Origin of the sequence: Micromonospora sp. WMMD1082, assembly GCF_029626175.1 — a bacterium.
Lineage (GTDB): Bacteria > Actinomycetota > Actinomycetes > Mycobacteriales > Micromonosporaceae > Micromonospora.
This window is the reverse complement of the sequence record NZ_JARUBM010000002.1, coordinates 3,020,953-3,046,713: the sequence shown is the minus strand read 5'-3', so window position 1 is coordinate 3,046,713 and position 25,761 is coordinate 3,020,953. Positions and strand designations below refer to the sequence as shown.

General features: G+C 66.4%; 20 protein-coding genes and 1 pseudogene. 10 read left to right on the top strand and 11 right to left on the bottom strand.

Features of this window, described 5'->3' with window-relative positions; genetic code table 11:
- The first annotated feature begins 101 nt into the window (after positions 1 to 101).
- Both O7615_RS14010 and O7615_RS14005 read left to right on the top strand, forming a co-directional pair.
- Positions 102 to 890: a DapH/DapD/GlmU-related protein gene (locus O7615_RS14010; protein ID WP_278177957.1), complete on the top strand. Its 789-nt coding sequence runs from the start codon at positions 102 to 104 to the stop codon at positions 888 to 890.
- Positions 887 to 2,095, top strand: coding sequence for an acyl-CoA dehydrogenase family protein (locus tag O7615_RS14005; protein ID WP_278177955.1), 1,209 nt, complete (start codon positions 887 to 889; stop codon positions 2,093 to 2,095). The genes O7615_RS14010 and O7615_RS14005 overlap by 4 nt, the downstream gene beginning before the upstream one ends.
- Positions 2,096 to 2,131: 36 nt before the next feature.
- Here O7615_RS14005 and O7615_RS14000 read toward each other — a convergent pair whose 3' ends face one another.
- Entirely contained in the window at positions 2,132 to 2,614 is a 483-nt protein-coding gene (locus O7615_RS14000; protein WP_347405086.1) for an NUDIX hydrolase, read from the bottom strand.
- 476 nt (positions 2,615 to 3,090) lie between these two features.
- On the opposite strand from O7615_RS14000, the gene O7615_RS13995 reads away from it, so the two are divergent.
- Both O7615_RS13995 and O7615_RS13990 read left to right on the top strand, forming a co-directional pair.
- Complete coding sequence (locus tag O7615_RS13995) at positions 3,091 to 4,017, top strand: hypothetical protein (protein WP_278177953.1); 927 nt, start codon at positions 3,091 to 3,093, stop codon at positions 4,015 to 4,017.
- Between the two features lie 437 nt (positions 4,018 to 4,454).
- Entirely contained in the window at positions 4,455 to 5,075 is a 621-nt protein-coding gene (locus O7615_RS13990) for a hypothetical protein (RefSeq protein WP_278177951.1), read from the top strand.
- 704 nt (positions 5,076 to 5,779) lie between these two features.
- Here O7615_RS13990 and O7615_RS13985 read toward each other — a convergent pair.
- The 3 genes from O7615_RS13985 to O7615_RS13975 form a co-directional block, all read right to left on the bottom strand.
- Positions 5,780 to 5,977 carry a hypothetical protein gene (locus tag O7615_RS13985; protein ID WP_278177949.1) on the bottom strand — a complete coding sequence of 66 codons (198 nt, stop codon included), beginning with the start codon at positions 5,975 to 5,977 and terminating at the stop codon, positions 5,780 to 5,782.
- A 1,423-nt stretch (positions 5,978 to 7,400) separates the two neighbouring features.
- Positions 7,401 to 7,706 carry a hypothetical protein gene (locus O7615_RS13980; RefSeq protein ID WP_278177947.1) on the bottom strand — a complete coding sequence of 102 codons (306 nt, stop codon included), beginning with the start codon at positions 7,704 to 7,706 and terminating at the stop codon, positions 7,401 to 7,403.
- A 127-nt stretch (positions 7,707 to 7,833) separates the two neighbouring features.
- Positions 7,834 to 8,979 (bottom strand): hypothetical protein, encoded by a 1,146-nt coding sequence (locus tag O7615_RS13975; RefSeq protein ID WP_278177946.1) that lies wholly within the window; start codon positions 8,977 to 8,979, stop codon positions 7,834 to 7,836.
- An 853-nt stretch (positions 8,980 to 9,832) separates the two neighbouring features.
- On the opposite strand from O7615_RS13975, the gene O7615_RS13970 reads away from it, so the two are divergent.
- Positions 9,833 to 10,108, top strand: a complete 276-nt coding sequence (locus O7615_RS13970; protein ID WP_278177945.1) for a type II toxin-antitoxin system prevent-host-death family antitoxin — start codon at positions 9,833 to 9,835, stop codon at positions 10,106 to 10,108.
- Entirely contained in the window at positions 10,105 to 10,362 is a 258-nt protein-coding gene (locus tag O7615_RS13965; protein ID WP_278177944.1) for a Txe/YoeB family addiction module toxin, read from the top strand. Before O7615_RS13970 ends, O7615_RS13965 begins: the two co-directional genes overlap by 4 nt.
- An 88-nt stretch (positions 10,363 to 10,450) precedes the next feature.
- On the opposite strand, the pseudogene O7615_RS13960 reads toward O7615_RS13965, so the two are convergent.
- A pseudogene (locus O7615_RS13960) lies at positions 10,451 to 10,612 on the bottom strand (IS1634 family transposase); the annotation flags it as partial.
- Between the two features lie 1,035 nt (positions 10,613 to 11,647).
- Positions 11,648 to 12,121 carry an NUDIX domain-containing protein gene (locus O7615_RS13955; RefSeq protein WP_278177943.1) on the bottom strand — a complete coding sequence of 158 codons (474 nt, stop codon included), beginning with the start codon at positions 12,119 to 12,121 and terminating at the stop codon, positions 11,648 to 11,650.
- 224 nt (positions 12,122 to 12,345) lie between these two features.
- On the opposite strand from O7615_RS13955, the gene O7615_RS13950 reads away from it, so the two are divergent.
- The gene (locus tag O7615_RS13950) at positions 12,346 to 13,542 is read left to right on the top strand and encodes an IS110 family transposase (protein WP_278175529.1); all 1,197 of its coding nucleotides are present in this window, start codon (positions 12,346 to 12,348) and stop codon (positions 13,540 to 13,542) included.
- Between the two features lie 5 nt (positions 13,543 to 13,547).
- Here the strand turns inward: O7615_RS13950 and O7615_RS13945 are convergent, their stop codons facing one another.
- Positions 13,548 to 14,273, bottom strand: a complete 726-nt coding sequence (locus O7615_RS13945; RefSeq protein WP_278182099.1) for a helix-turn-helix transcriptional regulator — start codon at positions 14,271 to 14,273, stop codon at positions 13,548 to 13,550.
- A 270-nt stretch (positions 14,274 to 14,543) separates the two neighbouring features.
- On the opposite strand from O7615_RS13945, the gene O7615_RS13940 reads away from it, so the two are divergent.
- The gene (locus O7615_RS13940) at positions 14,544 to 14,792 is read left to right on the top strand and encodes a flavin reductase (RefSeq protein WP_278182098.1); all 249 of its coding nucleotides are present in this window, start codon (positions 14,544 to 14,546) and stop codon (positions 14,790 to 14,792) included.
- A gap of 474 nt (positions 14,793 to 15,266) precedes the next feature.
- On the opposite strand, the gene O7615_RS13935 is transcribed toward O7615_RS13940, so the two are convergent.
- Positions 15,267 to 15,647, bottom strand: a complete 381-nt coding sequence (locus tag O7615_RS13935; RefSeq protein ID WP_278177942.1) for a DUF6188 family protein — start codon at positions 15,645 to 15,647, stop codon at positions 15,267 to 15,269.
- A gap of 2 nt (positions 15,648 to 15,649) precedes the next feature.
- Positions 15,650 to 22,534 carry a polymorphic toxin-type HINT domain-containing protein gene (locus O7615_RS13930; RefSeq protein WP_278177941.1) on the bottom strand — a complete coding sequence of 2,295 codons (6,885 nt, stop codon included), beginning with the start codon at positions 22,532 to 22,534 and terminating at the stop codon, positions 15,650 to 15,652.
- A 413-nt stretch (positions 22,535 to 22,947) separates the two neighbouring features.
- On the opposite strand from O7615_RS13930, the gene O7615_RS13925 reads away from it, so the two are divergent.
- Complete coding sequence (locus O7615_RS13925) at positions 22,948 to 23,133, top strand: hypothetical protein (protein WP_278177940.1); 186 nt, start codon at positions 22,948 to 22,950, stop codon at positions 23,131 to 23,133.
- A 169-nt stretch (positions 23,134 to 23,302) separates the two neighbouring features.
- Entirely contained in the window at positions 23,303 to 23,671 is a 369-nt protein-coding gene (locus O7615_RS13920) for a YciI family protein (RefSeq protein WP_278177937.1), read from the top strand.
- Positions 23,672 to 23,868: 197 nt separating this feature from the next.
- Here O7615_RS13920 and O7615_RS13915 read toward each other — a convergent pair whose 3' ends face one another.
- Positions 23,869 to 25,203, bottom strand: coding sequence for a phytase (locus O7615_RS13915; RefSeq protein ID WP_278177936.1), 1,335 nt, complete (start codon positions 25,201 to 25,203; stop codon positions 23,869 to 23,871).
- Positions 25,204 to 25,321: 118 nt separating this feature from the next.
- On the bottom strand, positions 25,322 to 25,756 hold the full coding sequence (locus O7615_RS13910; protein ID WP_278177934.1) for a VOC family protein: 435 nt from the start codon (positions 25,754 to 25,756) through the stop codon (positions 25,322 to 25,324).
- Positions 25,757 to 25,761: the final 5 nt, after the last annotated feature.

Sequence of the window (25,761 nt, the reverse complement as noted above, 5' to 3'; positions counted from 1 at the left end):
ATGCGTCCACGTCTGTGGACCTGCTTCTCATCGCAGGTGCACTGAAACCAGTCCACCCCACTCGTCGGGCTGGGCTGAGCCAGCGACATGAGGGAGCTGCGATGATGCACCCAACTACCACCGTCGACGGTCCGGTCACCGCGACGGACCTGCGCCGAGCAGGGCTGCTGGAGATCGGCGACGGTTGTCGCCTTCATCCGAGCGCCGTTTTCGTGCCGGCCGATATGCTCGGCACGCTGCGGCCCATCATCTTGGGCGCACGGGTCAGCATCGGCGCGTTCGCCGTGGTCCACGGCGGTTGCCGCGTCGGCGACGACACCCACCTGGGCCATCGGGTGATCCTCGGGGAGCCCGAGTACGGGTACGCGATGCGGCAGGTTTACCAGGGCGTCGGTAGCACCACCACGATTGGCTCCGGCGTGGTCATGCGGGCCGGGGCGACCATCTACGCCGGCGCCCACGTCGGAGACGACACCACGATCGGCCACAACACCCTGCTGCGTACCAACGTGGTTGTCGGATCGGGCAGCCAGCTGGCGGCCAACCTGACCGTGGAGCGCGGTACCCGCATCGGTCAGGGGGTGCGCTGCTCCCCGGGATCACACCTGACCGCGGACACCGTGGTCGGCGACCGGGTGTTCCTTGGCGCGGGGATCCGCACCGTCAACGACAAGCAGTTGATCTGGCGCGACCCCGACAACGAGCAGCCGCTGCACCCGCCGGTGTTCGAGTACGCCTGCAAGATCGGCTCCGGCGCGGTCCTTCTCGCCGGCATCACCGTGGGCGCCCAGGCGCTGGTCGGGGCCGGCGCGGTGGTCACCCGGGACGTGCCCGCCAACACGATCGTCTACGGCGTCCCCGCCCGCGCACACGAGCAGGTGACTCCATGACCCCGGCGCTTGCCTGGCTGGAGCCGCTGCGCTCCAGCGTGCCCGAACTGGATGCGGACACGTGGAGCGACCTGTGCGGGCTGTCACGCGAGCTGGCACGGCGGGTTGCCGCCGCCCCGCCCCTCGACGGCCCGGGCCGCTCCCGGTGGCTGCTGGACCTGCGCCGGCACCTGGCCGACTACGGCCACCACGCGCCGGCCGGCCCGTCCGGGCCCGTGTGGCAGACGCTCGCTCAGTTCTGCGCGGGCGTGCACGACCTGGACCTGCGGGACGCGACCGGGACCGGCCACGGGGCGATGATCCTCACCGACGCCGCCGAGGTCACCGCCGAGACCTGGCGCGCCCGGCTAGACCGGGGCGAGCTGGTGGGTATCGCCGCGACCGAGCGGCACGGCGGCTCCCGCCTCCAGGAGATCACCACCCGGGCCAGGTTGCACCGCGACGGCCGCTGGCGCGTCAACGGGGAGAAGTGCTGGGTCTCCCGGCTGGTCGAGTCGGCCGGGTTCGTGGTGTTCTTCCGCGACCCGGACAGCCGGATCACCGCAGTGGTCATCGACGCTGCCAACGAGGGGCTGGAGCGGGAACCGATCGCGCCGTTCGGGCTGGGTGGTTGGTCCTGGGGTGTACTGCGGCTGCACGATGTGCCCGTCGACCCGGCCACCGATCTACTCGGCCGGGCAGGCGACGGACTCGCGGTGTTCCGTCGCCACTTCGCCCGGTTCCGGCCCCTGGTCACCGCCACCGCCCTGGGCACCGCCGCCGGCATGCACACCCTCGTCGCCGACGCGCTCGCCGCCCGGCACAAGGCCGGAGTGCTGCCCCGGGTGCGTGACAACGCCCTGATCACCCTTGGGCGTACCCACGCCGAGATCACCGCCGCGCTGCTCGCCACGATCACCACCAGCCGGCTCGCCATGGCCGGACACCCGCACGCGGACCTGGCAGCCCGAGTCGGTAAGGCCGCCGGCATCGACACTGCTCACCGGGCGATCACCGACCTCGCCCCGCTGCTGGGGGCCTGGGGATTCCAGCAGGCCAGCCCGATCGCGAAGGCTCGCGCGGACATTACCGGCCTGCTCTACGCCGACGGCGTGCACGACAGCCTCTACCGCTCCGGCGGCCTCAGCCTTCTGGACGCGTCGATGGCCGCTTCAACGCCACCATCGACTGGCCACCTCGCTGCGGTGTCCGCCACAGCGGCCTGAGTCCGAGCCGACAGGCAACCGGCGGCCACCCAAAGGTCAGACGACGCGGGTTCCGTTCTCCAGGTAGGCGGTAATGCCATCAGTCACTGCCTCCATCGCGGCGGCGGCCCGCCGAGCCAGCAGCGGCGAAAGCCGCTGCTGCGCCTCGGCCGGCGTCGACCACGCCCAACCGCGCAGTTCGTCGGCGGGCAGGTCGATCTCGGCGGTGCGCGTCGAGTCCAGGATCCCGCCGTCATAGACGAACATGACCCCCTCCGTGCGGCCGGTACGCGGCGGCACCCAGTCCACCACCAGCAGTCGCCCAGGCGCCACCGACAGGCCGAGTTCCTCCTTCAACTCGCGTACCGCGGCGTCGTACGGCGACTCGTCCGCGTCCACCGCGCCACCAGGCAACTCCCAGTAGTCCTTGTACACCGGCTCCACCAGCAGAACCCGGCCGTCGCCGTCACGGAACAGCACGCCAGAGCCCATCCGCTTGCGCGGCAACGTCGCGGTGTAGTCCACAGACGATGAAGTCACCAAGGGAGGCTACCCGCCAGCGCCACCCCACACCGGCATTCCGGCCGGTCCCGACGCCTCGCAGCGCGGACGGGGTAGATGAGGGCTGTCGTCGGTCCAAGCATGACCTGGACCGACGACCGGACACACATCAGCCGGCCCCGCCCCGGGCATCGACGTCACGCATCGCATCGGTGGTGGCGGACGCGCGGCCACAACGGCACACGGGCTCGCCGCCAGGCGAGAAGAACGCGACTGTATTCCTTGCTGTCACCCGGATACCTGTCGCCCGCCTAGTAGCCGGCAGAGTTTGGGGTTGCCCAGGAGGATGAAAGCTGGTATCCATGAGCCGGTTACGCAGCCAGGGTCGGACCCTGGCAGGCAGCCTCGAATCCTCTTGGGCAACGGCGTCGCGGACGTACCGCGAGGTGCAGCCCGCCATGCACTTCTCGCGGGCCCTCCGACATGGGCGTCACTGTCTTTAGAAGGACCTCTGGATGAAGACGATCTATCACGGCTTCCTGCCGCAGCACACCGCCAGCACCCATCGGGTGTTCACCGTCGTCGACCACGGCGGTGGGGAAACGGTGGAGGCCTTGGCCACCTTCCCGACTGCCGAACGGGCGGACACCATCGCGGACCTGTTGAATCTGCTGACCGCCGGGCATCCGCCGGCGCAGACCCGCGACCGGCTGCTCGCCGCACTCGACGCCGAGCCGGGCCCGGTCCGCACCTCGGTCACCTCGATTCTCGACGCCCTCGGCAGCAACCGCCACGCCCTGGCAGGGCACCTGCGGCGCCGGACGGCTGCCGGGATCGCCAGCTTCTCGACCAACGGGTGCCCCGCCGACGGATGCGGCACCTGCACGAGATGCGGCGAGGGATGTCTCGAATGCCCTGCCTGCGACAGCGCCGAGTGCTACGACTGCGTGCCCCCCGTGATCACGCCGCGAACCGCTCGGCTGCTCCACGCCGCAGCAGTGATCCTCAGCGACGAGATCCGCATGGCCGTTAAGGACCCGATCGGCTGGGAGGAGTTTCCGCCCTTCGTCCGACGCCTGCCTCCCGAGGCGATGGACCAGTTCCGGATGGCGTTCCTCAACCTGGCCGCCGACCTCGCCCACGGTGCGGAGCCCCACCCCCGCACGAACGCCGAGGAGGTCGCACTCCACCTCATGACCGACCGCGCCAACGTCCTACTCGAACTCGAAGTCTTCGACGACGACCTAGAACGGCTGCCCGAGTCGACCGCCGACTACGACTGGGAAGGCATCCTGGACGACCTCTTCCAGGACAACGACTATGCTGCCCTGCTGGCCCACAGAGGCAAACCCGCTGCCAAGACAGTCGTCAGCATGTTTGAGCGATTCGACAACATGCCCGATCGTCCCTACGCGGCTTCCTCCTCCACGATGGCGCTTTAGCGGCAACCCGTTCGGCCGCTCTCTGACGCACTGTCTCGCTCAAGATCCGTGCGATGAGAGGAGAGTGCCAAACTGCGACTGCTCTGGGCCGTCAACGTACGCACTCGCTGCTACCTGCGCCGCTACACGCCCACCAACGTCGCGCTCGACACGCTCCGAGCCCGCCGCGGCTTGAAGCGTGGCGCAGATGGGTGGTCAGATCCCGGCTGAGCTGACGAGGCGATCGCTTCATCGCTTCAACCCCGTAGACCCGCCATCCCGTTGGTGGTAGGGCGGACATCAACCTCTGCGGCGGCCCCAGCCCCGGCTCAGCGGCCCAGTCTCTGTCGGCTGCGTCAGTCCTTGGCTCGATGACCAGGTCCCGCCCGTGGACGACTTTGTGTCTGCCGCGCTCCGACCGGCTATTGTGCGGATGGATCGCCACCGCAGGAGGGCCCGTGCGTCGGATGATGAATTTCCAGCAGACGGTCGCGCGGCTACGCGAGGAAGGACACCGTCACGGCCTCGACATCTCGGCGGCCACCGCCGAAGACATCCTCGCCGACCTCGTCACCAACAACGCCACCGTGCTCGGTATCCGCAAAGAGACCTTTGTTCGGTCCCATCTCCTGAACGTCGACCTCGCCGACCTCGTAGCCCACCTCAAGCAGGCGGACGACGCGCAGAAGCGCGAGGTCGCCGACGCATCCCCCGCGGTGGTCAGCGTGGAGAACACCGGCCGGCTCATCGCGTCGCTCGCCCAGGCAGTGCGATGCGTCAGCCTCAATCACGACCGACTTACGCATGGACACCGCGACAAGTGGGAGGCGGTCGGTGTCCTCGACGACGCCAGCAACTGCCTTACGCTTCTCGGCGAAGCCGTGAGCAACAGCCACACCACAGCACACGGCACCGCCGTGCTCTGGAGCGACGAAAGCGTCGTGTACGCACGACGCGCTCTCAAACAGACGATCAACAACCTCCGCGAAGGCGGCTGGACCTTCGCCCACGGCCCGCAACTCGACGCCGACGTCGCCACCCGCATGAACGCCGACCTGAAGATTCTGCGGCAGAAGTAAACACGACATGTAGCCGGGATCCCCACGCTGTTCAACAACTCGTTACCAGCGCCGAACCGATACCGGTGCCAGCCCTGCGGACCACCGAGGCGATACCCATAGGCTCTCAGCGTACGGATCGACTGCCCCAACGACATAAGGTCACCGTACTGTCACCACCATCGTCGATGTCGACACACGGCGATGCCGCCGCCGGCCGTCGGTACGCGAGCACATCGAATGCTGCGACAACATATGCGGCGACAGCGCAGCCACCGGGCGCTGATTGCGGGGCATGTTCCTATCCGGCGACGCAACCGCGTACCGCCCGTTCCGCTAGCGGGCGTGCCCAGGACCTCACCAAGGCGAAGGCCCCATGAAGGCTGACTGACGCTCGACCGAGCCATCGCTTGCGTCGTCGGCGGTCGGGCTGGTAGCCCACCGCAGCGAGTACCGCAGCGGCTGTCCGGGAGCCGGGCACACCTCCGGCAGATTTCACGCGTCTACGGAGTCCCGCCGGCAGTGCGCCGCGGTCTTTGACGGCGTGACGCCCATGATGGCCGCCTACGAGCCCAGCCGGCATCTCGAGGTCGCACTACGCGACGCAAGAATATGAGGCCACACAGTGTGTCAGTATTTTAGGTATCGGTGGTAACGTCGGCTGCACTGCACGGTTGGAGCCGGGGGCGGAAAGCAACAGCCTTCCACCCCCGGACCCCGTCAGATCAGCGACGGGTACGGTTCGCCACCCAGTCCGCCGCTGTCTGTCCGAGCACCACCGAGGCCTTGAAGATGTAGGCGAGGTCTTGGTGGTGCTGGACATCCGCCCCGAGAGCGGCCAGATCCAACACCAACCTCAGTACAAGCCAAGGCCGAAGCAGGTCTCGATCCGGCACTGCCGGGTCGTCGTTCTGCTTCCTCACCGAAACTCCTTCCGTAGCCGGCCCCGGACGGATATCCGGAGCTGGGTCGAGAGGAGAGCTATGCCGGCGAGAAGGTGTTCCATTGCAGTGGCGCGATCCATCACCCTACGCGACTGCACCGAACAATGTGGAGAGCGGCGCGCCGGAGCTTGACGGCCACTCGCGTCCGACTAAGGCTCATTGGCCACGACCACGCAGCTGGCCCGGGCACGTAGCTGGCGTCTCGCAGTGGTATCACCACTTCTCGAGGAACCAGGTATGTCGGAGGATCCCGCTACGCTTCCTCGCCGTAGGTCGATGGCGTCGGCGCCAGCGACGTATCATCTAGGTCCATCAAATTGGTTCACGTGAGCGCCTGTACAAGCTTTGCCGAGCGGGTGGATTAGGGCTTCCCAGCTGAGCGGATGCCAGACCTTTTCGCGGATTTGTAGTCAACGCGCACAACTTTAACATTTCCGATTTTGAGTAGGTTGGATTGATGGCTGAGGTATCAGCGACTGCATCCTGGATGCGTAGCCACGCGAGGGCCATCGGAGGCGCTCTGGTTGGTCTTGCTACGATCACGGCAACAGTCATGATGGTTGTCACCGAAATCAAGAAGCCTTCGACGGCGGGTTCGGGTCAACCTGCGATCATCGTAACCTCGCCAAACGACGGAATGGTTGCGAGATGCGCGAGGTTCGTCGGCTCCGCTCCCGTCCTGGACGGTTATGATTTATGGCTATCTTACGAGTCGCCATACAAGAACTTCGCTTTCGCGAAGGCTGATCACCGACCAGACGGTGTGTGGACGCGAGAATCAACGGTCGGCGGCAAGGACGACGCCGGGGCGGGTTATATTGTCAGAATCTTCTACCTCACGAAGGAGGACAGTGACTTTCTGGGCGGAGTCCGAGGTCTTGGCAACGGATGGAAGCGAAGGCTATTGGTTTGCCAATCAACTTCCGGTGAAAGTGCTTCACACCTTGACCGTGACCGTGACGCGAGATTCTCTAATTAACGTTCCCCCTTGTGGTGAATCTTAGGGACGCGCACTCATCTCGGCCACATCCGCACGCTGAGGTGTCGGCTGGGCTCGGCAACAGCATCACCCAACGTCACCGACTCGATCGCCGCCAGACTAGGCGGCGGGTCGCCGGACGTAGACCGAACTCGGTGCCGGTGTGTACTTGCAGCCGTACCTATCTCTGCACTCGGAGCTGTACGCCGCACTCCGGGTCACCACCACCCGCGCAGGTCGGGGCAGCACACAATGCCGTTTCCGGGAGTGACACCGACACAACAATCGCCGCCGCTCAGGGTTGCGCGGCAACGGTAAGTGACGCCGGTGGCAGCCTGGCAGAAATCGTTCGATGGACCTCCCAACTTGTAGCACCGAACCCCGAATGACCGGGGATGCTGGAGGCCATGCCGCAGGCTTCGGCTATGGCCGCTCGATTAGGGAGTGGAACAACGCGAGCGCACCGCCGGCCGCTGTCCCGCCGACGAGTGTGGCAGCGGGGAGCGAATGGCCGGCCAGAATTGCGAGTACGCCGGCGATGATCCCGGTGAAGGCGGCCAGCAGCAGCACCATCGTGGCGCGCATGCTCAGCAGTGCCCCGGGGTCGTGGTCCGCGGGCCGGGCCGCGGTGTGTTGGTCACTGCGCGGTGGTACGGGGCCGAGGTCCGGCACCCACGCCTGCCCCGTCGTCTTAAGGCAGGGCGTGTCGTCGTGGTGCGAGGCGGTCATGACGGTGGCACTCCTCATCGGGCGCGGCGGCGAGTACATCTACCTCTCAGCGCCGGATCCGGCCGTACAGGCACAAACCTTGGTCAGTATCAACCTTCCGGTGCGCCCGTCCGGGCTCGACCGGAAGTCACGCCGCACGCGGAACGGCGTGCTGCTGCGTGAGCCGGACGGTGAGGTTCTTGCCGAGCCGCAGCAGCTTGCGGCGGACCCGCTCGCCGAATGCCTCGGGACGGCCGCAGGCGCGGGCTGCGGCGGCCCAGGTGGCGGTCTCATCGTGCGCATAGGCCATCGCCACGTCGCGTTCGTCGTCGCGCAGCTGGGTCAGCACACGGGGGATGCGCTGGTCCTGCCCGCCGTTCAGGTCGACATCGTGCCGGTCGTCGACCCTCACGGTATCGGCGACGGTGAGCACCTGGTCGTCGGCACAACGGCGCAGGGGACGATCGAGGGAGTCCACGCGGCGGCCGCGTAGCCACGTCTCGCCGATCGGGCGCCAGGCGCGGCGCTGCAGAAGGGTGGCGCTGCGCAGCCGCTTGACGATCGCGCTGTCAGGGCTGGGGTCGTACGGATCCAGCGGCGCCTGCAGCAACGCGTTACCGGCGGCTTCGACCATCGCCACGGTGGGCTTGAGTCCTAGCCACTGCGACACGTAGCTGGACACGACGGCCCTGCCGCTTTCCTGGTCTTCCTGGACGACCGCCTCGCGAGCATGCAGAGCTGCATGAACGGCCCGGGATGCGATCCAGCCGGCCACGCTGGTCGACGCGTCATCCCACCAGCTGCGGTTGCTGACCCGCGGCATCGAGACCTTCAGCTCGATGCGCGTGGTGGTCTTCGACCGTCCGTCTGCCGCGTGCCTCCAGTGCTTGAGCAGTTGGATCAGGCGGCTCGTGTGGTCCTCGTGGTCCGTGGCGGGCGGCGTAAGCACATAGATGACGTCGACGTCGAAGGGCTTGTTGGAGGTGATGGCCGTCGAGCGCCGAAAGCTGCCCCGCGTCGCCTGCGCGGCCGCACCGTTCTCGGTCATGAAGCGGGATGCCGCCGCCGCGGCGAACTTCGCGGCATAGTCGTCGCCAAGCGTCAGGGCGAAGTCTCCCCCGTCGGCCGCGAGCCGGGGCTCGCGTTGCGGATACGGCAGCGCGGAGAACGGATCGGTGCCGTCGCCGTCGGCGCGGGGACACGGGTCGTCGGCAGCGTCCACAGCCTCGTCGGCGAGTGTGTCGTCGAACGGCATGTCGTCGTCGGAGCCGGGGAAGGTGTTGTCGGTTCGCATCGGTGCTCCTTGGCGCTCGTGGACTGGGTCTTACTCCTTGAGCCCCAGATCACGACCGAACGACAATAAATCTTGGGCGAGTTTCGCCGGGTGCCCCGGCAGGCCGACGGACACCGTCCAGTATGCCGGACGCGTGGACCCGGCCCGGCGGGCCGAGAGCGGGGCCCCGCTGTCGCGCCGCGCCAGCGGGGTGAGTAATCCGAGCCGGGTGCCGTCTCCGCGGGCTCAGGCCTACGAGACCAACTCCATGTCACGGAACGCAATGCGCTACAGACGAGGGCAGACGAGCAGATCGCCGTGCGGAACCCTTTCCCAGGCTGGCCCCCTACGACGCTGACTCCCACGCGTCACGATGTGCGGCGGAGATGGATGTGCGCCTACTTGAATCTCTGTGCAAAGACCTCGCTGTCGTTGATCATCTCGCCAGCTATCACAGTGATGCGACGACCGACCGTGGGCGCTCCGTGGGTGCTCGGACGTGCCCGACGGTGGACGGATGCACCACAGGAATGCTGGATTTGGGCCAAGGTCTGCCACCACGCGGCGCGTCGCCCTCGGTGAGCATCAGCTGGACCAGCGCAAACACGGCTGGACTGACGGGCTGCCCCCTGGACAGATCGACTCGACTTTGATACTGTGATGTATGTGGGAGTGGGCCGCCGGGGATTCGGTCTTTTAATCCATAGGTTCAGGGTTCGAGTCCCTGGCGGCCCACTTTCCCGCAGGTCAGCGACCCTTCGCGGGGTCGCTTGCTTCGTCAGCACGGCTCGTACAGCAGCGAAGTACAGCATCGACCAGGAGTGAGGCAGATCCGCCTGAGGTACAGTTTTCTGTACCTGCCCTGGAGGTGGTCATGCGGACCGTGAACTTCACCCAGCTACGCCAGAACCTGGCCGCCGAACTCGACAGCGTCATCAACGACGCCGAGGAAGTCGTCGTGACCCGTTCTGGCCACGAGCCGGTGGTGATCGTGTCGCTCGCCGAGTACGAGTCGATGAAGGAAACCGAGTACCTCCTGCGCAGCCCCAGCAACGCCGCAGCGCTGCGCCGGTCGATCGCCGAGCTTGAGCAGGGCGACACGGCCGAGCGGGAGCTGACGGACCCGGATGCCCGGCGGGACGTCGCGTGAGGCTGGTCTTCACCGCGACAGCCTGGAGCCAGTACGTCAGCCACACCGACCGCAAACTGGTCAAGCGCATCAACGACCTCATCGCGGACGTGATACGCAACGGCTACGAGGGCATCGGCAAGCCGGAACCCCTGCGGGGAGAACTGTCCGACTTCTGGTCCCGCCGGATCGACCGCGAACACCGGCTGGTGTACCGGATCACCAAGGACGACGTCCAGATCATCGCCTGCCGCTACCACTACGCCGACCGGTAGCGGACCCGTGTGGCACCAGCAGCGCGCGGCGGTCACCGGCCCAGTACGCTGCCGAGCCGCTTGAGGGCGGCGCGGGTGGCCGCCGACGACACCCCCCCTCGACCATCAGTGGAAAGCCCGTGGCATCGGTGAGCAGCCCGATGGTGATCTGCGGCTCCAGACGACGTTCCTTGGAGAACCCGGGTTCGCGGAACCCGTCACCGGTGTCGGTCTCGAAGTAGAGAGTGGAGACGTCGTAGAGCACCAGTGACGCCGGCCCCAGCCGGGCGTGTACGGCGCACACCGCCGCCAACCGCTGCCGCCACGCCTGCTTGGCGAACACCGGCAGCCGCCGGGTCACGGAGCCCAGCAATTCGCGTTGATCCGCTCCTACCTCGCCACCGCCACCGCACACGGCCGCAACATCATGAAGCCCTCACCGAACTCGCCGCCGGCCGTCCCTGGCTACCCACCGCCGTAGCCACCACCTGATCAGTCACGAAAGTCATTCGTCATGCACCTCGGGGCCTATCGAGTCAAGCCAGTCATCTACGCTTTCCCTCAAACCAACACCGATACTATCTGGCCCTAGACTAAGTAGAGCGTTCCTCAGCACCTTTGCTGTATCCCGATCCATATGGACGGTGAACCATTGCCTCGGATCGACCACGGTCCCAGGCAACTCGGGACAGTAAGCCACAAGCGATTCAGCCCGTTCTTCGCTAAGTCCAGGAATGTCGACGCTCCAGTAGTACTTCCGGTAAAGCCCCTGGTCACAACCGGTGCTACCGTCCGTCATTGATCAACCCCCAATGGGAGTCAGCAGTGCATCAGTGGTCGCAGTTCGTGAGGACTTGCTATTCAACGCGCCCGGCGACCTCGCAATCTTCCAAGTGCCGCCGATGTGCGACGTAGTGTCTTGCACGATGTATTGCTTACCATTCGTAAAGATCTTCTCACCTCTGAGCATTTGATTTGTCGGTCGATACCCATTATACGCCGCCAAATCTGCCGCCTGCGCATTGGTAAGCCTTTGCGTGGGGCCAACCTTCTGCGTTGGCAATGGTACATCGCAGCCCGGGTTTGTATTGTGAACCAGGACAGGCGTGGTGCCGGCAAGGACATAGCACGTGTGGGATTTTCAGCCCGTCACGCAGTGTGACTTACGTTTTCATGGCGTTTCACCTGGCCTTTCGCGTGTGGCACCAACCTGCCGCATCGATTTCTATCGGTGTTGACGGTGACGGTGACGGCAACCTGGAGAGACGTCCGCGCTCGCCGGCGGCCGATGCACCGACGGGCGGCGCTATCCGAGGTAGGGGGTGTCGCGGTGCTCGGCGTGGTGGTGGAGGCGGAGTCGGACGGTGTCGTGGATGGGGATTTGGTCGAACTCGGTGGGGTGGATGAAGCGGACCTCGGTGGATTCGTCGCTGATGGTCAGCGTGCCGCCGGTGACTCGGGCGAGGTAGGTGACGGTGAACTCCTGCCGGACCTCACCGTCGGCGTACGCGATGACGTGCGCGGGGTCGGTGTAGATGCCGAGCAGGCCGGTGATCTCGATGTCGAGTCCGGCCTCCTCTTTGACCTCGCGGATGGCGCACTGTTGAAGGGTTTCGCCGATGTCCATGGCGCCGCCCGGTAGGGCCCAGTTGCCGGAGTCGGTGCGGCGTTGCAGCAGTACGCGTCCATGCTCGTCGGTGACGACGGCGGCGGCGCCGGGGACGAGGCTGTTCACGGTGGGGGCGTGCGGGTCGTGGTAGTAGTCGCGCCGGCCGGTCACCGGGTCCTACCTTCTTGATCGTGATGACCGCCCAGTTCGTAGGGTTGGCTCATCCGGGGGTGCTGGGTGTGGCTTTCATCGGGTTGCCGTTGATGGCTCAGGAGACCTGGCCGCCCAGCACCCCGCGACGACTCGGCCGCCGATTGGGAGTTGCGAGTAGATCGCTGTGTAGGACCATGCCGGCGAGGTCGTCTGCGGACCGACTCACCAACGAACTTGTGGAGGTGACCGTGCCCAAGGTGTGGGCCGGCGTAGATATCGGCAAGGCGCATCACCACTGTGTGGTGGTCGACCAGAACGGCGACCGGCTGCTGTCGCGGCGAGTGGCCAACGAGGAAGCGGAGTTGCTGACGCTGCTGGCCGATGTGCTGGCACTGAGCGACGAGGTCACGTGGGCGGTCGACGTGGCCGACGGCGGCGCGGCTCTGCTGATCGCCTTGCTGATCAACCATGAGCAGCGGCTGGTCTATATCTCTGGTCTCGCGGTGAACCGGGCCGCCGCCGGTTACCGCGGAACCGGCAAGACCGATGCCCGCGACGCCGCAGTGATCGCCGACCAGGCACGTATGCGCCGTGACCTCAACCCGGTGCGCCCGGGAGACGAGGCGGCCGTCGAGTTGAAGATCCTCACCGCCCGCCGCAGCGACCTGGTCGCCGACCGGACCCGCACCATCAACCGACTGCGCGAGCAGTTGCTGAACATCTTCCCCGCGCTGGAACGTGCCCTCGACCTGACCAACCACGGCCCGCTGGTGCTGCTGACCGGCTATCAGACCCCCGCAGCTCTTCGCCGTGTCGGCGTCGCGCGGTTGCAGACCTGGCTGCGTAACCGCAAAGTCCGCTCGGCCGGCACCATCGCCGCCGCCGCTGTCGAGGCCGCCGACCGGCAACGCACCACGCTGCCCGGCGAGAAGCTCACCGCCCAGATGGTTCACACCCTCGCCAAGGAGGTGATCGCCCTCAACGAGAAGGTCAGCGAGATCGACAAGCTCATCGAGGGCCGGTTTCATGAGCACGAACTCGCCGAAGTGATCTCCAGCATGCCCGGCATCGGCGCGCTGCTCGGCGCTGAGTTCCTGGCCGCCACCGGCGGCGACCTCGACGCCTTCGGCACCCCGGACCGGCTGGCCGGCTTCGCCGGCCTGGCTCCCTCGCCCCGCGATTCCGGACGCGTCAGCGGCAACCTGCACCGCCCACGCCGCTACCACCGGGGCCTCCAGCGCGTCTTCTACACCTCCGCGCTGATCAGCATCCAACGATGCACCGAGTCGCGGCGCTTCTACGACCGCAAACGCGGCGAGGGCAAACGGCACACCCAGGCCGTACTCGCACTCGCCCGCCGCCGAATCAACGTCCTGTGGGCACTCCTGCGTGACAGACGGTGCTACCAACCCGTACCGCCTGCCGCTACCGCGGCTTGACAACGTCATTGGGAGGTCTCCTTCGGGTAGGCGGTGGTGGTTTGCCAGATCTGTTCGAACTGGTCGGCGTGGGCGGCGAAGATGCCGTGCGGTGAGAGTTCGCGTAGGTGCAGGGCGGAGTGTTGGTAGCCGCGGGCGCGGTAGAGGTGTGGGGTGACGATCATCTGGTGGTCGAACCGGAACACCGAGTTGTACAGGTGCACGGTGTGCAGCCCGATCTCCACCCCGGGCACACTGTGGAGGGGTTCGCAGAAGTTGAGGGCGTTACGGATCCGGCCGGGTAGGGCGCCGCCGATCTGTTCCAGGGCGTCGCGTTCAGCGACGTGCGGGCAGTCGGGGTCGGCGAACGCGAGACGGACCCGGGCGCCGTTGGCGGCTTTGTCGGTGATGAGCTGCATGGTGTTGGGCAGCAACTCCAGGAGGAACGGGTAGGCGTAGCCGAGCAAGTCGATCCGGCTGGTGGCGCCGGTGAGCAGGGCCGCCCAGACGTGGTGGGGGATGTCGGCGCGGTGGGCGTAGGCGGCGACAACCTCAGCGGTGGCTTCCGCACCCGGAGCCTGGTCGGGGCGGGTCTGGGGCCACAGGTCGGCTTCGGTTTCGCCGAGGGCGTCGGCGACGGCGAGGCGGGTGCGTTGGTGCGGGACGCGACCGGCGAGCCACCGGGTGACGGTCTTGACGTCGACACCGACGGCTGTGGCGAGGGCGGCCGGGTCGAGGTGGGCGCGGAGCATGGCCGCGCGGAGGCGGTGACTCATACCGTCCCACGGTAGTGGACACGACGGGACGCGCCAGGGTCGTGGAAGTGTCCGGGCTGGTGTCCGTCGGGACGTTGGGGTGCCCGGGGCTGGTTCGTAGGTTCAGCGGCAGGGCCTCGCCGGTTCGCTCGCGGCAGATTCGCCGAGCTGGTGGGTGCCAGGGGGAAGGAGTTGCCGCCGGCCCGGATGTGGTCGGGTCGGGTGTCGGCGGTGGCCCCTTCCCCCTTCCAACGGACCGGGAGGGTGGTGGGGTTGTTGTCGGCGCATCAGCCGGTACGGCCGCAGTGGATCTGTGCGGGGTGTGGGGCGGCGTGGCCGTGTCGGACTCGTAAGCGGCAGCTCGTGGCGGAGTTCACCGGCGCACGGGTGTCGCTGATGCTGCACCTGTCGGCGTACCTGGTGCAGGCGTGTGAGGACCTGCCGCACACCCCGTCGGGGGCGCTGCACGCGCGGTTCCTCGCCTGGCCACGTTCGGCGGCACTGCGCAGCGAGTAGCAAAGCGCCCCAGCCAGTGATCCGGCTCTGATCGGGGCGCCGCTGGTCGGATGTCAGCTACAGCCGTTCCGGCCCGCGCGCACGCGCCCACGCATCAGGCCGCCCATCCTGTGCCCGGACAATTCACCGGCCGAGGCCGTGACGATCCCTTCACCGACCACCCTGAGCGAGTGGTTCCGGGAATCGACGCCGCACCGCTATGCGGCGCGCCACAGTGCATCGCCCAGCTTTCGACTACATCGATTACCAACGATGGCACTGATTGGCCGACGGCAACCGTGACGGCAACCCGGGCGGACCGGGGCAACCATCAGCACTCTCCCATCACGGAGCGTAACCGCCCCTGACGGTGCCCGAGGGGGCCAAGGGGCGGCGGCCAAACCATCGCTCAATCTTCCGCAAACAGCTTCCGTTAGGCCGGGGCCTTTCGTCGAGGTCGGCAAATGCGCAATGGGAAGCGCCTCGGAGAGCCGTCTACGACGAATTCCGTTCGCTCCACAGCGCAACCTCACCCCCAGGCATGCACGTCACTCGCCTTTCCTTCGGCCCCACAAGGCCCCAGGCCTCGTACTCGATATGCGGAGCAACAGCCAGTTCCGCACCGCTCCCAAATGCAACTCGTAGATTTCCTACGCTCCCCACTTCAGCGGAAGTAACGCTTTCACGCACTAATTGCGTCAGGTAGATGGCGGCATTCCCTGGAGATTCTGGGTCGAACGTCACCATGTCGCCAGCAGGCGTTTTGATGATCGACTCTGTCTCGATGCGCAGTTCGCAGTCCCCACTGGTAAGGATCGTGAAACTGGCATCGAAGCAGACCCGGGTTACCGACTGGCCTCCCAAGTTGAGATCCACTTCTACCATCCATTCGGCAGCGGATATGTTCCATCCGGGTTCATTGGAATGTGCGTTTCGGCCTTCGAGCCCGGCTTTCCATTGAGTCCGATCGGCTGACCATGCCTGTTATAAAAGCGTACATACCCATTCGGATACGTGGTCGTCGGGTTCATAGTGCGAACCATGTCCGCGTTCCCCGTTGATCCAGGAGCCTGCCACACACTACCCTTCCCATTATCAGCCGTTCTCGCCGTCCAGTCATCGCCGACTCCAGCAGGACGATGAGGACCGAGTGGAACGTCGCAACCACTCGTGTTGTGCACCAGGACCGGCGTTTTGCCGGCGAGCACATAGTACGTGTGGATGTCGTCGACGGTGAGGTTGTAGGCGAGGGCGCGCCAGGGGGAAGGCGATACTTCCGCAGTGACTAGTGCGGTGCCGGACGGGCTGGCTAGCTGATCTCCGCGGTGGAGGGCGTTGGCGGGTTGCCATTCACGGTGTGTTTCGTTCCAGAAGGGGTGGTCTTCGGTGGTGCTGAGGTTGCTGTCCTCGATGGCGAGGGTGTGGAGGTCGTCTTCGTGGACCCATACGTGGGTTACTTTACGTTTGCCACTTTCGCCTGTTTCCGGGTTGGTGGCGAGGACTTCGTCGCCGACGCGTAGTTCTCTGATTGGTTTGGTGCTGCCGTCGGCCATGAGGACCTGGGTGTCATCGCTGAAGCTGCAGGCCTTTCGGAAAAATTCGGCAGCCCATCGGTAGAAGCGTTTTCCGAGGACGCCACCGACCTTGCCAGCGACGGGGATTACGGCGAGGGCGGTCCAGGCGCAGGCCGAGAAGCTTCCCTGCGTCGCACAGTCCTTGGCGTCGGCGTATCCGCTGAGCTCCGCGAAGAGTTCGCCAGATGCTCTGCGTCCGCCGGGGTCGGATTCTTCGCAGCGGACCGGGTTGTTATGACACCACACCTCGGCGACAACGCGCCTCTGGTCCCATGAGTCTCCGATTTGGTCGAAGTTCTTTCCGTATGCCGTCTGGGCGATGTGGTCCAGTGTCCATACTTCTTTGACGCCTGGTTCTACACCGAGCGTGGCGTCTCCGATCTTGGGGGCACCGCCGCCGCTGCTCTTTTTCGAGCCTCCGGTCGACGTCGTTGGCTGCTTCTTGACCTCGCTGGTGTATTTGGGGGTGTAGTCGACGATCTTGTATTTGCTCTTTGAGGTCTGGTAGGCCCGAACGTGTCCGCTACCGTCGCCTAGAGGGTAAAGGCCGGAGGGGTCGCTGAAGGTGGTGGGGTTGTTGTTGGCGTAGCTGTAGCCGTTCCACTGTTGCGGATTGGCTAGGTCCTGGACGGGGTCGAGGCTGATGAATCGTGCGAGGGTGGGGTCGTACTCGCGGGCGCCGAGGTGGGTGAGGCCGGTGTTGTCTTGGGTGCCGCCGACGAAGCCGCGGGTGCCGAGGAAGATGGAAGGCGGGGTGGTGCGGTCTTCGCCGTAGGGCAGGAGCCGCTTGCGGCTCGTGCTGAGGTTGTCGGCGTTGATCTGGACTTGCTCGGTGCCGTGGCGGTCTCCGCCGCTCCACACGAGGCCAGTGTGGGCGCGGACGGCGATGGTGCGGCCTGCGGCGGTGTAGTAGCGGGTGCCGTCGGTTTGGGTGGCGCCGGCGTTGAGGGTGAGTTCGGTGGTTCCAAGGTAGAGGGTGGTTTTGTCGGGGGCTCGGCTGATCAGCCGGTTGCCTGCGGTGTCGTAGATGTATGTGGTTTCGTCGGTGCCTTCGGTGAGCGTGTCGAGACGGCCCTCGGCGTCCCATTCCAGGTGTTGCAGGGCTCCGGTCTCCGTGTGCCGGGTGAGGGTGTTGCCGGCGGAGTCGTAGGTGAACGAGCGGGCTGGGGTGGCGGCAAGCGGCCCGGTGGCGGTTACAGCGGTGGGGGTATGAGGTCTGCTGGCACCGGCTGCCGGGTGGGTGTAAGTCCATTCGGTGTTACCGGCGGAGTTGTGGTCGGTCTGCTTGGTGCGGTTTCCGACGGTGTCGAATTCCCAGGATCGCCAGTAGGGGTCGACGCTGCCGCCTCGTTGTGGCGCTTGGTCGCAGGCGGTTGCCGTCGGGGTGCTGCCCGTCCAGGCGGTGGTGAGCTGCCGTAGGGGGTCGTAGCGGAAGCATTCGACCTGGTCGGCGGTGCCGTCGGTGCTGCCGAGGATGGAGGTGACGTTGCCGATGGCGTCGTAGCGGTAGCCGGTGCCGTACTTGGCGGTGAAGGCGCCCGGCGTGTTTTCGAGGTCGATGCTGGTGGCGTCGAGTCGGCCGGTCTGCTGGTCGACGGTGTTGGTCAGTCGTACCCGCTTACCAGCGACGCCGAGCAGGAGTTGGTGGATGGGTCCGTATGCGTAGTAGCTGGTGGCGGCGACGTAGGTGTCGACGCCGGTCATGGTGGTGGGGTAGCCGTTGTTGTCGTAGCCGAAAGTCAGGGTTTCGGCGGGTAGACCTCCGGCGGCCGGCTGGCTGCTGGAGGTGACTTGTCCCGCCTTGTTGTACGTGAATGTGGTGGTATACGTGCCGGCGAGGGCGCCTTCGGCTGCCGGGATGGTGATGGCGGTGCCGCTGGGCTGGTAGTTGTCGGTGTAGCCGGTGACGGTAGTGGTGTAGTTGCCGCCGACATCATGGCGGGTGGAGGAGGTTAGCTGTCCCTTGGCGATGGTGTCGTACAGGGAGCTGGCCAGGCGGGTGCCGGTGCCGACATCGCCGGACCAGCGGCCGATCGCGCGGGACATGTTGTCGTATTCGACAGAGATCTTGATCCCGCGGCTGTCGAGGGTGTGGGCGACCCTGCCGGCGGTGTCGTAGTGGGTAACGGTGGTACCGGAGTCGGGGTCGGTCTTCTGGGTGAGGCGGCCAGCGAGGTCGTAGGCGTTGGTCCAGGTGTTGCCGGCCGGGTCGAGAAGAGCGGTGAGTTGGTCGAGCAGGTCGTAGGTGTAGGTAGTGCTCTGGTAGGTGTTCGGGTTGGTGGTCGAGGTGTATTGGTCTAGGCGCGTCGTGTTGCCACGCACGTCGACGTGGCTGACGGTCTTGGTGCCCCCGGCCGGCGGCACAATCGTGACGCGGTCGCCGTGGTAGGTGGTAGCCGTCTGCCGCCACGCTGTGCCGAGTTTCTTGTCCACCTGGCTCGTCGGACGGTTCAGGTGGTCGTAGGTGGTTTCGTGGATGGCCGGGACGGTGGCGAGGTTGGGGTTGACCAGTCCAGCACCGGCCGCCGAGGCGTTGTGAAATGGGCTCGTGGTGGCGGCGGTGTTGCCGCGGGCGTCGTAGGTGGCGGCGGTGACGATCCGTCCTCCATTGGGGCCGGGTTGCTGGGCTTCCCTGATCCGACCAAGACCATCCACGTACTGGTACGAGGTCAGGTAGACCGGGCTACCGCTGTCCGACTGCAGCGAGTCGGTTCTGGTGCGCGCCGGGGCAGTCGGCTGTCCGATGCCACTGGAAGTGACCTGGTAGCCAAACCGCAGCGACGGCACCCCGGAGGACTTGGCCTGGCCCGGCAGGTACACCTCTGCCATGCGCCCGAGCGGGTCGTAGACAAGGTCGGTGATCTTGCCGTTCGGGTCAGTGATCCTCGACGGTTGGCCGGTGTGCCGGTCGATCACCGTCGTGGTGGTGTGGTTGAAGCCGCCACCGACGGTGCTGGTGATTCCGTTGTCCGGCCAGTTCACCACCGGGCTGTAACCGATCGTCGTTGTCAGCCCGGCAGGGTCGGTCGCAGTGTGGAGCCGACCCATGTTGTCGTAGGTTCTCCGGCCGCTGGAGACGTAGCTGGTCGGGTTGGTGTACGTGCGCACCTCAGCGACGTTGCCGTCGAACGGTGCCTGGGAGCCTTCAACGGTGTACGTGTCGTAGAAGGTCACCGCACGCGAGAGCAGTGTGCCTGAGCCGCAGGTGTCGCCGGTCCAGGTCTCCACCCGCTCCGGGAAGCTGATCATGTAGAAAGAGTTCGGGGCGTCCTGCTGGGCGTAGGTGTAAGAGGTGCAGGTGTTGTCCGCGACTCCGACCTGGTGGTACTGGTGGAACCGGATGGGCAGCCCGTACGTGGGCTCGTAGATGGTCTTTTCTTCGCTGTGCCGCCAGCTGCCGTCGTCGAGTTTGACGCGGTGGTTTTCCAGGCCGAGGCGAGTTTGGCGGGGGTTGGCGTAGCCGGGGCCGTTGAAGCTGCCTTGGATGACGTGGTCGTAGCGGGTGCTTTCGACTTCGGTGTAGGCGGCGTTGGCGGGGTTGGCGTTGTAGGTGGTCATCCGGTAGTGCCGGGTTTGCAGGACCATGCCGGCGCGGGCGTAGTGGTCGTCGTAGGTGTTGCCGTCGTAGTCGGTGATGGTGGTTTCTTTGATGCCGCCGCCGCTGCCGGGGTCGTAGATGTCGTGGTACATGCCGCGGAAGAAGTTCGACATCCACACCGTGTACTTGCTGGGGTCCGTACCGGAGCCTTGCAGCACGCGGACGCGGTTGTAGCCGGCGAAGATGCTCCACGTCTCGTTGGCGTCCGGGACTAGGGGGTTGTTGGGGTTCTTCCACGCCGGGTTCCCGACCGTGTAGTCGTACTGGGTCACCTGGTCCGGTGAACCGCCCACCTGGTCCTTCTCCACGATCTTCTTGACCAGGTACTTGTGGAAGATGCCGAAGCCGGGGTCGGCGCCGGGCGGGGTGTGGAAGATCGGGTAGCAGTCCTCGGTGTTGACGTCCCAGTTGCCCTGCTTGCCGTTGTGCCAGCTGTTGAACCCGGACTGGTTCGACCCGCCCTGCGGGCACGGCTTCTGCGTGCCGTAGGTGACCTCCGTGCGACCACCGAAGCCGTTGCGGACCACCAGCAGCCGCGGCATCCGCATCGCGGACACACCCAACCCGGCTTCGTCGTAGTCGACGCGGCCGTCACGGAAGTTCGGCTGCACACCGTCGACGTAGTCGAAGTCCACCGGCGGCATGTCAATCTTGTTCGCGTCCGCGCCGATCAGGCCGCTCGGCCGTATGTAGTCCAGGACGAACACCCGCTCGGTCAGACCGGTCGGGTTCGACACCTTGTACCGCAACTGCACCCGACCGATGTTGTTCCACGCCCCGGTGCCGGCGTTCCACTGGTACGACGTGACCCGGTCCAGGATCCTGGCGGTGAAAAACGACTGGGTGTAATTCCCACACGACGACGACCCACAGACCAGGTCACCGGGCACGTCCGGGTAGGAGTTCGGGTTCGACGACAACGACGGACAATCGGCCGGCTCGTTGTTGAACGGATCATCCTCGGCGGTGCGCTCCACACACCGGTGCGCCCACCCGAACACCGTCCGGCCGACCGGAACCGCACCCGCCTCCGTCACGTTCTTCGCGTACTCGATCTCCGACAGGTACCCGCCCCGGTCGTACTCCAGGATCGACCCACCCGAGGCGCGCTTGTAGTGGTTTGTCTCCCGCGTCCAGTGCAGATACGTTTCGTTCTCGTTGGCGTCACGAACCCGGTCCAGGTTCCACCGCCACGGATCCCGACACGACGCCGGATACACGTTGTGGCACGGCTCCCCCGCCTCGTCGCCGAGGAACGACATCTTCCACACCGAGTCCCGCACATACCCGAACCGGTACTCCGTACCGTCCTGCGTCCACACCTTCCAGTAACCGTCGTCCTCGGCCCCACCCGACAGGAACTCCACCCGCCACCCGAGATCGTCGACCGGCTTCCACACCCCCGCCGTGGTCTTCACAATCTGCGTCGACTGCCCCTGCAGCGAGATCGTGATATGCGACGCCGCCACATCGTTGGTGGCCGACTCCCCGTCCTCACCGTCCGGGGACTCCCAACACATCTCCGTCGGATACGTCCGGCACGGCTTGTACATCCGCTCCACGTAGCCCGGCGAGTACGACCAACCCAACCCCACCGGACCCGACTGATTGTTCGTACCGTGCGTCATCCCATCCACCGCAGACGAGCTGTACGACAACTGCAGCCCCAACGTCTGCCCATACGGCAACGGCGGCTCCGGCAACGGATACGAGTAGGAGAACGACCCCGCGCTCTCCCCCACCTGCCACGATCCCGACGGCTTCAGATCCGTCGCCGTGTAGGAACCCGTCGACCCGCCCGACGCCGACGACGCCAGCGCATACACCCCCACCGACTCCACCGACGACGCCGACGCGAAGCCCTCGAACGCACCCGTCCGGCTCCCAGCCGCGGTGGCGTCGCCGCCGACCTCCACCACCGCCGTCAACGTCTGCGCATGCGGATCATTGACCGCCGACACCCACACCGGATCCGCCGAACACTCCGGCACCTCCGGCGTCGTCGCCGCGCACCCCGGCAACCGCACCAACGTCAACCGGTCAGCGAACGAACCCCCATACGCCTGCGCGAAGCCCGCATAGTCGACGACGATCTGCACCTCACCCGCACCCGCCGAACCATCCGCGCGTGCCAGGGAATACAACGGACCCGCGTTACCCAACGCCACCGACACCGCCCGGTCAAACGACCGCACCCGCACCGACCCGACCCCGGCAGCCCCCACACCACGCCCCGCCACACCCTCCCCGGCGGATTCGACCGTCAGCCCGAACGCCTCCCGATCCCCAGCATCACCCTGAAGATCGAGGACCGCCTCACCACCCTCGGGAAACGTCCCCGCGGGAAGCGGCTCCGTCACCGTCACCTCGTCATCCGGATCCGCATCCTGCGCCTGCTGCCGCACCGCAACACTCGCCACCGACCGGGACTCACCCGGCTCCAACACCGGCCCCGCCGCAGCCACCGGAGCCTGCAGCTGCACCACCGGCAACAACCCCAGCAACACCGCCACCGCCAGCGCCCCAGCCCTGACCCGCCCCCGCGCACCAAAACGGTCGAACGCAGTGCCCCCACGGCGGCCAGCAAGCATCACAACACTCCCCGTCGATCAAGAAAAGTGATCGACACGCTAGACACCCGGGATCGCTGACACAAGAGCAAGATCGGCACCCAGAGGCGCACCACCCATCAGGGACGATCACCCTCCGTACGCATCCGGGTGCTCAAGCCCAGAACAACCACCGCCCGCTACCGCCACAAAGCACACAACAAGCCCACCCCGCCGACGCCACCTCGCCGACACCCTCACGCAAAGCGATCTTCAGCAAATTTTCAGCTGACGAAAAGATCACTGCGGTAGCAGCCGCTGTCTTGCCCGAGGCCGCCGCGCCAACAGGTCGGTGTCTCCGGCGGCCCAGTCACTAGGCTGACCAGCTCGGGTGACGGCCGGAAGGAGGAGGATTGAGGCGCAGCCGCCGCGATCGCAAGCGTTGGGAGCAGGTCGTGGAACTTCTGGCCGTCATCACGCTGGCGATACCGACGAGTCTGATTCTGTTCTTTGCTGACCTGTTGTGGCACGACGGCCTGGCGGCAGGCGTCCTGCTGCTGGCGACGTTCACGGTTCCACCGGGTCTGGCGCTCTGGCTGATCGAGCGTCGGAGCCGCCAGCGTGAGCGACAACCTGGGTGACTGGCGCGCTACTCCTTGATCTGGTGTCGGAGATGACTGCCCGCAGGGGGCCGAGCGGTGGGGGCACCGTGAGAAATTTCTCTGGCATAGCGTCGGATCCGGAGCGAGTCGTTCGTAGGACAGGTAAGAGGCGACCGGAGAGAGGTCGCCGGGACAAGGGAGTCAACGGATGACGCGGTACTTGATCTCGTTCAATGACGGCGCGATGGACCACATCCCCCGCGAGGAGATGCCCGACGTGGGCAAGGCCGCGCACGCGGTGGTCCGGGAGGCCGTGAACGCCGGCGTGTGGGTGTACGGCACCGGCCTGGAACGCCAGAGGGCGAGCGTCGTGGCCACGGACGGGACGGTCACCGACGGCCCCTACCCGGAGACCAAGGAGGTCATTGGCGGGTTCTCGGTCGTCGACGTGGCCTCGCGCGAGGAGGCGCTGGCGTGGGCTGCCAAGATCGCCGTCGCTTGCCGCTGTGCGCAAGAGGTCCGTGAGATCATGCCCGACCCCGAAACCGAGGCGATTCTCCGCCAGGCTGACCGGTGACATCCCCACGACGTCTGATCGAGAGAAACCCGCCTTCCTACTGCTGTGGTGCGGCGTCGCGTTCGCCTCGTTCGGACCCCACCGATAGCGACCACGCCGCATTCGCCGAGCGCGAGACCATCGACCTACTCAGCCGACCCCTCTCTCGGGCAGCACTACAGCAACTGCTCGCGGTGGTAGACGGATAGTCGGGTGGGTCAGCGGAAACGTGGGTCGTTTCCGGCACGGGTGTCCACGGTCAGGGACATCGCACGGGCGATGTCGCCCCAGGAGACGTAGGAGAAGTTCGTGGCGTCGCGCTCGTCGTCCACGTCGGGCCCGGTCTCGGGCTCGTCGTGCGTGACGAGCAGGCCCTGCCGGTAGGCGCCGACGGGACGGTTCGTGACGGCGAGCCCGTCGGAGCCGTTGATGTCGTCGGCGCCGCCGACGCCCTTGACCCGGAAGCTCCCCAGCGCCTGGTTCGCGCCCTGGCGCTGGTAGACCGCGAACCTGTCGTCGCCCTGGCTCGACACGAGCACATACCCGGTCGAGCCGCGCCCGTAGTAGATGTCGACCCCTTCGACATCGGCCGTGAGCAGCTTCCCGCCGTAGCCCCTGGCATTCGGGTCGACCGGCTGGCACTCCTCGGTCTCGCTGTCGTAGACATCGTGGACGCCGAAGTCCCTGACCCGGTCGATGAGCCTCGGCTGGCTGCGCGGCCCGAGCGGTAGCTGCAGCCGCCACAGGCCGACGTCCTCCTGCGCGGCGTAGAGCACGCCCGACGCCTGGTCCACCGCGACACCCTCGAGCTGCGGCAGCACGCCCGGCTCCTCGCAGGGTACCCAGGTCGTCCCGTCGGGCAACCGGAAGCTGCTCGGCATGGCGAGGCGCCGGATGTCCGTGTAGCCGAGCTTGCCGCCGATCTCCACGATGCGGACGGTGGCGATCGTCGTCGTGCCCTCCTGGGTGACGACGCCGTACGTCTCGCCGGGCCGCGGCTGCCAGACGGCCAGGCCGTAGGCCGTGTGTTCCTCGTCGACGGCCTGACGGTCGGGGTTGAACAGGAAGCTCTGGTCGGCTGCGGTGACCTCGGTCAGTGGGGTACGCGCCGCCGCGCCGGCCGGGTCGACGGCGAAGAACCGGAGCTGGTCGTTGTAACGGTCCGAGACGACGGCGACATCGACCCGGCGGCCCGCCAGGCGGAGACCGTACGCGATGTCGACGTTGTTGTAGCGGCCCGCCACGGTGTCGACCCGCGGTGCCTCGGTGGCGGGCAGCGACTGGAGTTCGTGCGAGCGCATGTCGTAGACGCGGAGACCGCCCTCCTTGGCGGTCACGATCACGATCGACTTACGGGAGTCCGCCGGGTGGACCCAGATTGCCGGGTCGTCACCGGAGGCGTTCCCGCCAGCCTCATCGTCATACAGGACCGGGGTTTCGTTGTCGGTGGTCACGACCGCGGGCCGGGTTGCGACGGCGTTTGCCTGCGGTGGGGCGAGCAGCGCGGCGACGACGGCGCCCACCGTCGTCACGGCCTTCCATGTGTACGTCACGGCAGCGACCCTGCGGTACGGAGATTGCCGTCGATCCGACCGGCGGTTGCCGTAGGTGGAAATCGAGGATCACCGAAGCTTTACAGCACGTGACGTCGGTGCCGACCGACCTCGCCACTCAGTCGAGGCAGAACTCGTTGCCCTCGATGTCCTGCATCACGAGGCACGACTCGTCGATGCCGTCGGCGGCCAGTAGTCGCACGCGTACCGCGCCGAGGGCGACCAGTCGTGCGCACTCGGCCTCGAGCGCGGCCACGCGCTCCTCACCCACCAGCCCGGTGCCGACCCGCACGTCAAGGTGCAGCCGATTCTTGACGACCTTGCCCTCGGGAACGCGCTGGAAGAACAGTCGCGGGCCCACGCCTGAGGGATCGACGCAGGCGAACGCCGAGCCCTGCCGCTCAGGCGGCAACGCGCGATCGAAGTCCTCCCAACTGGCGAACCCCTCCGGTGGCGGCGGCACGACGTACCCCAACACCTCGCACCAGAACCGAGCGACCCGCTCAGGTTCTGCACAGTCGAAGGTGACCTGGAACTGCTTGACCGACGCCATCGGTT